This window comes from Amycolatopsis sp. PS_44_ISF1, assembly GCF_032335455.1.
Classification (GTDB): Bacteria; Actinomycetota; Actinomycetes; order Mycobacteriales; family Pseudonocardiaceae; genus Amycolatopsis.
On the sequence record NZ_JANUXO010000002.1, the window covers coordinates 1115873 to 1129135 of the forward strand.

Here is a 13263-nt window from a genome sequence, read left to right on the forward strand (position 1 = left end):
CTGCAGAGCGGTCAGCACAGCGAGAGGTGTCCGGAATGGGTTCCTGCACAACGAGAACGACTAACGGGTGGCGGCGGTGGGCCCTCGTCGTCGCCTCGTTCGCGATCGGCGCGAGCCTGCTCGCCGGATGCGGTTCGGCGCAGGACGGCCCCGCCGCTTCGGACGCCGGGACCGGCGCCGGCGGCACCTTCCCGGTCACCGTCGAGCACGCGTTCGGCGCCACGACCATCGACCGGGCGCCGAAGCGGGTGGTGGCGCTGGGCTACACCGACAGCGAGACCCTGCTCGCCCTCGGCGTGAAGCCGCTGGGCATGACCGACCAGTACCCCAACCCGCCCGGGCAGAGCCCGGACGTCAACACGCAGTGGCCGTGGGTGAAGTCGCTCTGGGGCGACGCGAAGCCCGCGATCGTCCAGACGCTGGAAACCTCGGCCCCCGACTACGAGAAGATCGCTTCGCTGCGGCCGGACCTGATCATCGCGGTGTACTCGGAGATCGACAAGGCCGCCTACGACCGGCTTTCGCAGATCGCCCCGACGGTCGGGCGGACGAAGACCGAGAAGGAGCTGTTCAGCGCGCCCTGGCAGGACAACGCGCGGCAGATCGGCAAGGCGCTCGGCCGGCCCGAGGTGATCGAGGCGGACATCAAGCGCATCGACGAGCAGGTGGCCGCGACGCGCCGGGCCCACCCGGAGTTCGCGAACCAGACCGCGGTGGCCCTGTCCTGGTACAAGGATTCCGTCGCCCCGTTCACCTCCACCGACGTGCGCGGGCGGCTGCTGGCCTCGCTGGGCTTCAAGAGCGTGCCGGCGATCGACCGGATCGCGGGCGACAAGTTCTACACCACGCTCTCGCCCGAACGCCTCGACCTGGTCAACGTGGACCGCATCTTCATGATCGGCGACGCCGCGGACCAGCAGGCGATCAAGAACTTCCCGCTGTTCGCCAACCTGCCGGCCGTGCGCGCCGGAAAGGTGACCTACCTGCTCGACAGCCAGGGCCCCGCGATCGGCGCGGCGCTCGCCGGCAGCACCGTGCTCTCGCTGCCCTACGCGATCGACCAGATCTCCCAGTTGACGAAGCAGTGAGGAAGTCCCCCGATGTCGGCCAATCCGTTCGATGATCCGGACGGGCGCTTCTACGCGCTCGTGAACGCGGAAGAGCAGTACTCCCTGTGGCCTTCGTTCAAGGAAGTGCCGCAGGGCTGGGAAATCGCCTTCGGCGAGGCCGGGCGGGGCAGCCCCCGGCAGGAGTGCCTCGACCACATCGAGGCGCACTGGACCGATCTGCGCCCGGCCAGCCTGCGGCCGTGACGGCCCCGCCCGCCCCGCACCCCTGATCCACCACCCCCGGGAGTTCCGGTTGTACCCCAAGACCGACGACGACGCGCTGCTGGAACTGCTGGCCGGGTGGAACGACACCGGGGCCGAGCGGGAGCGGCCCAGCCTGGTGGCGATGGTCCGCGAGCAGGCGGCCCGGCGGCCGGACGCCGTCGCGATCGTCGACGGCGACCGGTCGTTCACCTACCGCGAGGTGCGCGAGCGGTCCAACCAGCTCGCCCGGCACCTGCTCGGGCTGGGGCTCGCGCGGGAGCAGGTGGTCGGGATCTCCCTGCCCCGCTCCGCGGAGATGGTGATCGGGCTGCTCGGCGTGCTCGCGGCGGGCGGGGCGTTCGTGCCGCTCGACCCGCAGTGGCCCGCCGCGCGCCGCGCGCTGGTGATCACCGACGCGCGGATGACCTTGCAGCTCAACGCTTACGGGGAGCGGACCGGCGGTGAGCCCGAGGCCGTGCCGGTCGCGCTCGGCGACTGGCGCTTCGGCTCGTACCCGGCCGAAGACGTCGAGACCGACATCGCGGGCCCGGCGCTGGCGTACGTGATGTTCACCTCCGGTTCCAGCGGCCGGCCCAAGGGCGCGATGATCCGGCACGAGGCGATCAGCGAGCGCCTGCTGTGGCAGGCCCACGAGATCCTGCGGTTCGGCGACGAGGACGCGTCGCTGTTCAAGGCGCCGCTCTCGTTCGACATCTCGATCAACGAGGTCTTCCTGCCCCTGGTCACCGGCGGCCGGCTGGTGATCATGCCGGTGGGCGGGGAGCGCGACCCGCACCTGCTGCTGCGCACCATCGCCGAGAACCACGTGACCTTCGTGTACCTCGTGTCCTCGATGCTCGACGTCCTGCTCGAGATCGCGCGGGACGGGCGGGAGCTCGCGAGCCTGCGCCACGTCTGGTGCGGCGGCGAGGTGCTCACCCCGGAGCTGTTCGACCGCTTCCGCGCCCAGTCCGACGTCCCGCTGCACCACGGTTACGGGCCGGCCGAAGCCACCATCGGCGTCTCCTACGCGCAGTACGACGGCGCCACGGTGCGGCGGTCGACCTCGATCGGCAAGGCCAACCCCAACACGCAGCTCTACGTGCTGGACGAGCAGTTGCGGCCCGCGCCGGTCGGGACCGGTGGCGAGCTGTACATCGGCGGGTTCCTGCTCGGCCGCGGCTACCTCAACGCGCCCGCGCTCACCGCCACCCGGTTCGTGGCCAACCCGTTCGCGGGCGACGGTTCGCGGCTCTACCGCACCGGCGACCTGGCCCGGTTCCGGCCCGACGGCTCGCTCGACTTCCTCGGCCGCGCCGACAACCAGGTCAAGATCCGCGGCATGCGCCTGGAGCTGGAGGACGTCGAGGGCAGCCTGGCCGAGCACCCGCGGGTCCGGCACACCTGCGTGGTGGCGAAGAAGAACTCGGCGGGCGGGACCTACCTGGTCGGGTACGTCGTGCCCGTCACCGGGAGCGAGGACCTGCGGGCGGCCGAGGTCGCCGAGTGGGCGGCCGGGCACCTGGTCGAGTACATGGTGCCCGCGCACATCGTGGTGCTGCCGCGGTTCCCGCTCACCGCCAACGGCAAGCTGGACCGGCGCGCGCTGCCCGAGCCGGTGGCCGACCCGACCGGGCCGTTCACCGAGCCCGCGACCGAGGTCGAGCGCGCGGTGTGCGGGGCGGTCGCGGCCGTGCTGCGGCTGCCGCGGGTCGGGGCCGACCAGGACTTCTTCGCCCTCGGGGTGGAGAGCATCCTGGCCATCTCCCTGCTGAGCACCCTGCGGGACGCCGGGATCTTCGTCACCGCCACCCAGATCTACGAGAACCGCACCGCCCGGGCGCTGGCCGCGGTCGCGAGCCGCGAGGACACCACCGCGGCCGACCACGACGACGTGCCGAGCGGTCCGGTGGCCGGCTCCCCCATCGTGCAGTGGCTCGGGTCCGGCGGTCACCCGGTCGGCGGGTTCGTCCAGTCCGTGGTGGTGACCACCCCGGCGGCGCTCACCGCCGCCGCGCTGGAGGAGATCCTCACCGCGCTGGTGCGGCGGCACGACATGCTGCGGGCCCGGCTGACCCGCGAGGGCGACTGGGGCTTCGACATCCCCGGCCCGGACGGCGCCACCGCGGTCTGGGCCGAGAGCGACGAGCCGGTCGAGCGGTGCGCCCGCGACGCGAGCACCCGGCTGGACCCCGGCGCCGGGGTGATGCTGAGCTCGGTCTGGCGCCCGGCGCAGCGGCAGCTCGTGCTGGTGGCGCACCACGTGGTGATCGACGGCGTCTCGTGGCGCATCCTGCTCGACGACCTCGCGACGGCCTGGCGCCGGCTGGAGGCGGGCGAGCCGGTCGAGCTGCCCGCGCCCGGCACCTCGTTCCGGCGCTGGACCCAGCTCCTGGAACTCGCCGCCGCGGACGGGTTCCAGTCCGATGTGGACTTCTTCCGGCGGCCGCTCCCGGCCGCCGACCGGACGCTGGGCCGGCGCCATCCGGACGCGACCGACACGGTCGAGACCGAGCGGGCCCGGCGGATCGTCACCACGGCGGGGACCACGGCCCGGCTGCTGACCGAGCTGCCCGCCCGGTTCCACACCGGGGTCGACACCGTGTTGCTCACCGCCGTGGCGACGGCGCTGGCGCGGTGGCGGCGCGAGCGCGGCCAGGCCCAGACGTTCAGCTACGTCGAACTGGAGGGCCACGGCCGCGAGAGCCGCTTCGTCGCCGACGCACTCGGCATCGAGCCGGATCTTTCCCGCACGGTCGGCTGGTTCACCACGCTCTGCCCCGTGACGATCGACCCGGGGGCCGGGACCGATCTCGCCGCCGCGCTCAAGGCCGTCAAGGAAGACCTCGCGAAGCTCCCGCGCCGCGGCCTGTCCTACGGGGCGCTGAAGTACCTCGCCGGAGCCCCGATCGAGCTTCCGCAGCCGCAGGTGCTGTTCAACTACCTGGGCCGCTTCGGCGCGGCCGAAGGCGGCGACTGGCGGCTCGCCGGCCGCACCGACGAGCTGGGCGAGAAGCGCGATCCGGCCATGCGCCTGCCGCGCGCGCTGGAGTTCAACGCCATCGCCGAGCCGGGCCCGGCCGGCGAGCTGGAGCTGGCCACGGTCATCTCCTGGCCCGAGGGCGTGTTCACCGAAGCCGAAGTCACGAAGATCGGCGAGTTCTTCAGCGAGGCCCTCGACGGCCTCGCCGCCCTCGACGGCGGCGGGCACTCGCCCAGCGACTTCGACCTGCTGCCGCTGACCCAGGCCGACCTCGACCCGCTCGACCGCCCGGAGCTGCGCGACATCCTGCCGCTGACCCCGTTGCAGGGCGGGCTGTACTTCCACTCGATCTTCGACGAGGACTCGGCGCACAGCTACGTCGAGCAGCAACTGCTGACCCTGGAAGGCGAAGTCGACGCCGAGCGCCTCGCGACCGCGGCCACCCGGCTGCTGGAGCTGTACCCGAACCTGGCGGCCCGCTTCGTCAGCCTCGCCGACGGGCGGGTGGTCTCGGTGCTCGAAAGCGGCAGGGCACCGGTGTTCACCACGCTGGACCGGCCCGGGATCACCGAGGCGGAGCTGGCGGAGTACGCCGAGCGCGACCGGCGCGCGGGCTTCGACCTCGCCACCGGACCGCTGATGCGCCACACCCTGGTCCGCACCGGACCGCGGCGGTCGGTGCTGGTGATGACCGTGCACCACCTCATCGCCGACGGCTGGTCGGTCCCGACGATGCTCCGCGCGATGCTGGACGAGTACGCCGCGCCCGGCTCCCGGTTCGCGCGCGGCGGCTTCTCCGACTACGTGCGCTGGCTCGTGCGCCACGACGAAGCCGAAAGCGACCGCGTCTGGCGCGCGCAGCTCGACGGGCTGGCCCGGCCCTCGCTGACCGTCCCCGGGCACACGCCGTCCGCCGATTTCGCCGAGACCGCGGAATTCGCCGACGTCCCGGCCGATCTCGCGTCGATCAGCGCCGCGGTGCACGCGGCCTGGGGCGTGACCGTCGGCGGCCTCCTCGGCGCCGAGGACGTGGTGTTCGGCTCCACCGTCTCGGGCCGTGACGCGCCCGTGCCGGGCATCGCCGAGATGGTCGGGCTGTTCATCAACGCGATCCCGGTCCGCGTGCGGTGGCGGTCCGGGACCACCGGCGCGGACCTGCTCGGCGCCGTGGCCGCCGGCCAGGCCGCGGTGCGCGACCACCAGCACGTGTCCCTGGCCCGGATCGCCCGGGAAGCCGGCCTCGGCCCGCTGTTCGACACGCTGGTGGTCTTCGACGTGGCGACCGACATCGCGGCGCTGAGCGGGGCCGGCGGCGACATCACGCTCACCGGCGTCGTCAACGAAGGCGCGCCGCACTACCCGATGACGCTGGTGGTCGAGCGGGGCGAGCGCGTCCGGTTCAACCTCATCCACGACCCCGAAGCGGTGCGCCCGGCGACCGCCCGGACCATCCTTCGGACCTTTGTGGACACCTTCACCGGGCTGCTGGCCGAGCCCGGCGCGACGGTGGTCACCCGCTCCCCCGCCGCCGGCCGGCCGGGGGCCCGGATCGAGCCGGCCACGCTCGGGGAGCTGTTCGACACCGCCGCCCGGCGCGACCCGGCGGCCACCGCCGTGACCTTCTGCCCGCTCGGCGGCGAGTCCCGCTCACTGACCTACGGCGAGCTGTCGGCCGCGAAAGACGTTCTGGCGCGGGCATTGCGGACCCTCGGCGTCGGGCCGGGCTCCCGGGTCGCGATCGCGCTGCCGCGCTCGCCCGAGCAGGTCGTCTCGCTGATCGCGACGGTGACCGCCGGGGCGGCCTACGTGCCGCTCGACCTCGCCCACCCCGACGAACGGCTGGAATACCTCCTCGCCGACGCCGCCCCCGACGTCGTGCTGGTGGAAGCGGACCAGCGAGCGCGCTTCGAACGGCTCGCCCCGGGGGTGCGCGTGTTCGTCCCCGGCGACGAGCCGGTCACCGGCGCACCGGAACCGGCGCCGGTGCGGCCGGACGACGCCGCGTACGTCATCTACACCTCCGGCTCGACCGGGCGGCCCAAGGGCGTGGTGGTGACGCACGCGAGTTTCGTGTCGCTGCTGGCGAACACCCGGGCGGACATGGGATTCGGCCCGCACGACGTGTGGGCCCACTTCCACTCCTACTCCTTCGACGTCGCGGCCTGGGAGCTGTGGGCCGCGCTGGGCCACGGCGGCGAGCTGGTCGTGCCGGACTACGCGCTGACGCGGTCGCCGGTCGACTTCCACCGGCTCGTGCGCGAGCGCGGGGTCACCGTGCTGTGCCAGACGCCCTCGGCCTTCGCCCAGTTCACCGCGGCCGACGAGCACGCCGGCGCCCCGGCGAACGCGCTGCGCCGGATCATCCTCGCCGGGGAGGCGGTGGACCTTTCGCGGCTGCGGGGCTGGGCCGGGCAGCACGGCGTCGAGACCCCCGAGCTGGTGAACATGTACGGCCCCACCGAGACCACCGTCTACGTCACGCACCGGGTGTTCACGGCCGAGGACGTGCACGCCGGACCGGGGGCCGCGCCGATCGGGCCGCCGCTGCCGGGGCTGTCGATCCACCTGCTCGACGAGCGGCTGGAGCCGGTCGCGCCCGGGGCGGCGGGCATGATGTACGTCGCCGGGGACCAGGTGGCGCTGGGCTACCTGGGCCGGCCGGGCCTGTCCGCGAGCCGGTTCGTGGCGGACCCGTTCGCCGCCGACGGCTCCCGCATGTACCACACCGGCGACCGCGCCCGCCGCACGCTCGACGGCGACCTGGTGTTCCTCGGCCGCGCCGACGACCAGGTGAAGCTCAAGGGCTTCCGGATCGAGCTCGGCGAGGTGGAGTCGGCCATCCGCGCGGCCGGCGGGGACGGGGACGCGGTGGTCACCGTGTCCGCCGACGGCGAGTCGCTGATCGCGCACGTCGTGGGGCGGGTGCGGGACGACCTGCTGGACCACCTGGCCACCCGGCTGCCGCGGCACATGGTGCCGCACCGGGTGGTCCGCCTCGACCGGCTGCCGCTGACGGTCAACGGCAAGCTCGACCGGGCCGCGCTGGCCGGGGCGGTCCCGGCCGACGACCGGGCCGGGCCGGACGGCCACGCGCTCGTGACCGCCGCGGACGAGTCCGTCCTGACCACGCTGGTGGGCATCTTCGCCGACGCCCTGCCCGGGTCCCCTGATTCCCCCGAGTCCCCTAAGTCCACTGTGGATGAGGACACCGACTTCTTCGCGGCCGGCGGGGACAGCATCGTCGCCATCACCGTGGTCAACCGGGCCCGGGCGGCCGGGGTCCACATCGGACCCCGGGACGTGCTGCTGCACAAGACCCCCCGGGCGCTGGCCGCCCGGATCGGCCGCCTCCCCGCCGCGGCTCCGGAGCCGGTGGCCGCGGACGGGCCGGTCGTGCCGACGCCGATCATCCTGCGTCAGCGCGAGCTCGGCGGCCGGCTCGGCGAACTCGCGCAGGTTCGCGTGCTGGCCGCCGCCGATTTCGCCGGTGCCGGACGGGCGGCGGCCGCGGTCGTCGCGGCCCACGCCGCCCTGCGCCTGCGCCTGACCATCCACAGTGGAGTCTGGTCCCTGCGGACCGAACCGGCGCCCGGGCGGCCGGTACCGGTGCTCCGCACGGCCGAGGCCGACGTGCGCACCGTGGCCGAGGGCCTGGCCGCCGGGCTCGATCCCGAGGCGGGCCGGATGATCGCCTTCGCCTGGCTGGAGGCGGCCGGCCGGCTGGTGGTCGTGGCCCACCACCTCGTGGTCGACGCGATCTCCTGGCTCGTCCTGCTCGACGACCTCGCGGCGGTCCTGCGCGGGGAGACGCTCGCCGCGCCGACCACTTCCTACGCCGGGCACGCGGCCGCGCTCACCGCCACGGCGAGCTCCCCCGAGGTCGTCGACGGCCTGGCCGGCTGGGCCGAAGCCCTCGATGCGCCCCCGCTGCTGCCGCGGGTCTGCGGGCTGCGGGAAGTCACGGTCGAGGTGGCGCCCGAGCTCGCGGGCCGGCTGGCCAAGGCGGCCCCGGCCGCCCTCGGCGTCAGCCTCACCGAGCTGCTGTGCGGCGCGCTGCGCACGGCCCTCACCGCGATCCAGCCCACGGCCACCGACCTGTCGGTCGAGCTGGAGCGCCACGGCCGGGTGCCCGTGCTGGAGGACCACGACCACACCCGCACCGTCGGCTGGTTCACCGCCATCGCCCCGCTGCGGCTCACCCCGCACACCGACCCCGTGGCCGCGGCCCGGGAGGTGGCGCGGCGGCTGCCCGGCGAGCGCGCGCACGTCGCCTACGGCCAGCTCCGCTACCTCAACCCCCAGACCGCCCCGCTGCTCGCCGCCCGTCCGCGTCCGCAGGTGCTGTTCAACTACCTCGGCCGCGGCTCGCAGGACGACGCCGTCCACCTCGGCGCCGCCACCCCCGGCCCGTACGCGGTGGAGGTCAACGCCTGGCTCGACGGGCGCACCGGCGCGTTGCGGGCGTCGTTCCTGCTCGCCGACGACGTTCCCGACGCGATCACCGAACACTGGGCCGACGCGCTCGGCCAGCTCGTGCACAGCGCGACCACGACCTCGCGCACCGCACCGGTCTCACCGCTGCAGCGCGGGCTGTACTTCCAGGCCGAGCTGGCCGGCGAGGCCGGTTCCTACGTCGCGCAGAGCTGGTTCGTGTTCGACCGGCGGCTCGACCCCGAGGCGCTGGCCGCGGCGATGGCCCACGTGCTGGCCCGGCACCCGGGGGTCGGCGCCGGGTTCGTCACCGCCGCGGACGGCACCCCGGTGCAGGTCCTCGATCCGTCCGTCCGGGTCCCGGTGACCACAGTGGACCTGACCGGCCGGTCCGCCGAAGCGGTGGCGCGGCTGCGCACCGCGGACCGCAACACCGGTTTCGACCCCAGCCGGCCGCCGCTGGTCCGGCTCACCGTGGCGCGGCTGGGCGAGCGGCAGGACGCGCTGCTGCTGAGCTACCACCTGCTGCTGGTCGACGGCTGGTCGCGGGCGTTGCTGCTGCGCGAGCTGTTCGACGCCTACCGCACGATCACCGGCGGCGGCACCCTCGAGTCCGCACCGGCGACGCCGAGCTTCGAGTCCTACACCCGCGCGCTCGCGGCTCTCGACCCCTCGGCGGCCGAACGCTTCTGGGCCGCGCACCTCGCGGACGGCCCCGGCCCGACCCTGATCGCCGGACCGGACCCCGCCCCGGCCACGGCCCTGCCGACCAAGATCACCCGCGTCCTGCCGGCCGAGGACTCCGAACGGGTCCGGTCCGCCGCGCGGCGCCACGGGGTCTCCCTGAACTCCGTGCTGACCGGGGCGTTCGGGCTGACGCTGGGCGGCTGGACCGGCCGGGACGGCGCGGTCTTCGGGATCACCGTCTCCGGCCGCGACGGGGCCGGGGCCGGCGACACCTCCGAGATGATCGGCGTGCTGCTCAACACCGTTCCGGTGCGCACCCGGGCGCGGCCGGAGGACACCGTCGGCGCGTACCTCGCCTCGGTGCAGGCCGACCGCATCGCCGCGATGGAGCACGAGCACCTCGGGCTCGGCGAAATCCACCGGGCGAGCGGGCACGAGCAGCTCTTCGACACGCTGTTCGTGCTGCAGAACTTCCTCGACGACGAAGTGCTCGACGCGATCAACACCGACAACGGCATCATCGACGACCAGGCCGAGGACTCCACGCACTACCCGTTCACCTGGGTCGTCACCCCCGGCGAGCGGCTGACGGTCTCGCTGGAGTACCGCGAAGAGATCACCGAAGCCGCGACCGCGCAGCGGATGCTCCAGGACTACCTGACCCTCCTCGGCTCGCTCGCGGCCGAAGCGGGTTCGGCCCGGCCGCTTCCGGTGGGCGCGCTGCCGTCACTCGGGCCCGCGCCGGTCGCTTCGCCACGCACCGACGTCGGCCCGGACACGGTGGTCGACCGCTTCGACACCGCAGCGGACGCGGCTCCGGACCGGACCGCCCTGGTCGCCGCGGGCGAGACGATGACCTTCGCCCAGCTTCGCGACCGCAGCCGGGAGGTGGCCGGCGTGCTCGCCGCCCGCGGGGCCGGTCCCGGTTCGACGGTCGGCATCGCCGTTCCCCGGTCGCTCGACTCGATCGTCGCGCTGTTCGCGGTCCTCCGCTGCGGCGCGGCCTACGTCCCGCTGGAGCTGGACCACCCCGACGAGCGGATCCGCGCGATCGTCGGCCAGTCCTCGCCCGAGCTGATCCTCACGGTCGCCTCCGTCGCGCCGCGGCTCGCCGGGCTCGACGCCGGGCGGCTGGAGCTGGACCGGCCGCTGCCCGCCGCCGATCCCGTCGTGACCTTCACCCCGGACGACCCGCTGCGCCTGCGGCAGGCCGCGTACACCATCTTCACCTCGGGCTCGACCGGCGAGCCCAAGGGCGTGGTCACCGAGCACGCCGGGCTGACCAACATGCTCCGCAACCACCAGCGCCGGATCTTCGAGCCGGTGCTGGCCGAGCACGGCCACCGCCGGTTCCGCATCGCGCACACCGTGTCGTTCGCCTTCGACATGTCGTGGGAGGAGCTGCTGTGGCTGGCCGACGGCCACGAGGTGCACATCTGCGACGAGGAGCTGCGCCGGGACGCCACCCGGCTGGTCGCCTACTGCCGTGAGCACCGCATCGACGTCGTCAACGTGACGCCGACCTACGCCCAGATGCTGGTGGAGGAGGGGCTGCTCGACGAGCCCGGCTCGCGACCGGCGCTCGTGCTGCTCGGCGGCGAGGCGGTGACGCCGGGGTTGTGGCGGCGGCTGGCCGAAACCGAGGGCGTGGCCGGCTACAACCTGTACGGGCCGACGGAATACACGATCAACACCCTCGGCGCCGGCACCTTCGACTGCGCCGATCCGGTGGTGGGCGTGCCGATCGACAACACCGACGTGTACGTGCTCGATCCCTGGCTGCGGCCCGTTCCCGACGGAGTGCCGGGTGAGCTCTACGTGTCCGGCATCGGAATCGCCCGGGGGTACCTGCGGCAGCCCGCGCGGACGGCCGAGCGGTTCGTGGCCGACCCGAACACCGCGGGCGGGCGGATGTACCGCACCGGCGACCTGGTCAGCCGGCGGCCCGACGGGAACCTGACCTTCCTGGGCCGCACCGACGAGCAGGTCAAGATCCGCGGGCACCGGGTCGAGCTCGGCGAGGTCGAGGCCGCGTTCGCCGCGCACCCGGGCGTCCGGTTCGCCGCCGCGGTGGCCCAGCACGACCCCCAGGTGGACGGGGCGCACCGGCTCGCCGCCTACCTGGTGCTCGACGGCTCCGCGCCCGGGCTCGGCGAGGTGGCCGCCGAGGTGACCGCGGCCCTGCCGGACTACCTGCGGCCCACCCACTACGCCCAGGTCGCCGCGATCCCGCTGACGGTCAACGGCAAGGCCGACGTGGCGGCGCTGCCGGAGGCCAAGCCCCTGGGCACGCTGGCCGGCCCCGAACGCCGGGCCCCCGGCACCGAGACCGAGATCGCGGTGTGCGCGCTGTTCGCCGAGGCGCTCGACCTCGACGACGACGAGGTGGCCGTGGACAGCGGCTTCGGGTCCCTCGGCGGCCACTCCATGCTGGCGGTCCGCCTGATCGGGCTGCTGCGCCGCGAGTACGGCCCGAAGATCACCATCCGGGACCTGCTCTCCCTGAGCACGCCCGAGGCGGTCGCGAAGCACCTGGACCAGCCGGGCTGAGGCGCGCCTGGGCCCCGGCTCAGTCGTCGGCCAGGGCCCAGGCGACATCGCGCACGAGGGCGTGCCGCCACCCGGCGCGGTCGTGCCCGGCGCCGGACCGGGAGACCCGCACGCTCGCCCCCGCTTCGGCGGCCAGGGCCTCGACCAGTTCGTTGTGCGGCAGCATCCCGGTCTCGTGCTCGCCCACGTCGAAAGCGACGCGCAGCCCGGAAAGGTCCGGACCGCGGCGCAGCCTCGCGGCGATGGCGCCCCCGAGCGGCCCGGCGAAGGGCTCGTCGCGGCGTTCGGCCGGCCACCAGAAGGAGCCGGACTGGCAGGCGACGCGGGAAACGACGCCGGGGTACTCCAACGCCGCGTACAGCGCGCTGAGGCCGCCGAAGCTCTGCCCGGCGACGACCAGGCGGTCCGCGGCCACCCCGTTCCCGGCGAGCAGTGGCAGCAGTTCGTCGCGGATCCCTTCCCACAGCGCCGGGTTGCCGGCCAGCTCCTGCTCACGGGCGGGCGAGGTGGGCAGGAAGACCAGCGTCGCGGGCGGCATCGCGCCGTCCGTGACCGCCGCTTCGAAGGCGGTCACGGCGGGGTGGGTGTACAGCCAGTCGTCGCCGTCGAGCAGCAGGACGACCGGGTGCGGCCCCGGACCGGCCGGCTGGTGCACCCGCACGGTCCGGCGCCCGCCGAGCCGGGCGCTGTTCCAGCGGAAGCGGGTCCGCGGGACCGGCAGCACCTCGTCCGGGCCCACCGGCGGCCAGTACGGCTGCGGCTCGGCGTCCGGGGTCGCCGCGATCGAGCGGTCGGGCCCCGCGCCGGCGGGATTGAGCGGGTCGGCGTGCGGGCCGTCGCCGCGGAACTGGTAGGTCACCCGCAGCCGGGGCGGCATCGCGACCTCGGCGTACCAGCAGTCCGATCCGGCCCACCGCGTCAGCTCCACGGGACCGGACCAGGACTCGAACACCACCTCGGCCGGCGATCCGCGCCGGAGGAACAGGGCCAGCCAGCCGCCGCCGGGCCCGGGGGCGAACGCCGGCGCCGGGCCTTTCCCGGCCGCCGCCCAGAACTCGGCGTCACCGGGTTCCCCGTCGTAGCCGAACTTCGCCCACGGTCCAGTCACCCGGGTGCCGATCCTTTCCCTCGGCCGCGGGAGTTCCCTCGCTCCGCGGCGAAACGCGTTCGAGCACCGATGGATTTCACGCACCGATGGAGCGGACAGCGTGGCGGCGGCACCACCCCCGGCCGCGGCCGGCAACCCTCCCGTGCGTGCGGCTCCCCATCTCGACAACGGCGAGACTGAGGTTAGGCTAA

At 74.3% G+C, this 13263-nt stretch carries 4 protein-coding genes; 3 read left to right on the forward strand and 1 reads right to left on the reverse strand.

The window, feature by feature from the left end; all coding sequences use genetic code 11:
* Window positions 1-35 precede the first annotated feature (35 nt).
* Genes NYF13_RS19490 through NYF13_RS19500 form a run of 3 tightly spaced genes read left to right on the forward strand, consistent with a single transcriptional unit; the run spans window position 36 to window position 11964 of the window.
* On the forward strand, window positions 36-1088 hold the full coding sequence (locus NYF13_RS19490; protein WP_315658626.1) for an iron-siderophore ABC transporter substrate-binding protein: 1053 nt from the start codon (window positions 36-38) through the stop codon (window positions 1086-1088).
* A 12-nt stretch (window positions 1089-1100) separates the two neighbouring features.
* On the forward strand, window positions 1101-1313 hold the full coding sequence (locus NYF13_RS19495) for an MbtH family NRPS accessory protein (RefSeq protein WP_315658627.1): 213 nt from the start codon (window positions 1101-1103) through the stop codon (window positions 1311-1313).
* Between the two features lie 49 nt (window positions 1314-1362).
* Window positions 1363-11964 carry a non-ribosomal peptide synthetase gene (locus tag NYF13_RS19500; protein WP_315658628.1) on the forward strand — a complete coding sequence of 3534 codons (10602 nt, stop codon included), beginning with the start codon at window positions 1363-1365 and terminating at the stop codon, window positions 11962-11964.
* A 19-nt stretch (window positions 11965-11983) separates the two neighbouring features.
* Here the strand turns inward: NYF13_RS19500 and NYF13_RS19505 are convergent, their stop codons facing one another.
* On the reverse strand, window positions 11984-13072 hold the full coding sequence (locus NYF13_RS19505) for an alpha/beta hydrolase-fold protein (RefSeq protein ID WP_315658629.1): 1089 nt from the start codon (window positions 13070-13072) through the stop codon (window positions 11984-11986).
* Window positions 13073-13263: the final 191 nt, after the last annotated feature.

Coding starts and splice junctions, on each gene's coding strand:
- NYF13_RS19490 (WP_315658626.1), top strand. CDS start 36: ATGGGTTCCTGCACAACGAGAACGACTAACGGGTGGCGGCGGTGGGCC.
- NYF13_RS19495 (WP_315658627.1), top strand. CDS start 1,101: ATGTCGGCCAATCCGTTCGATGATCCGGACGGGCGCTTCTACGCGCTC.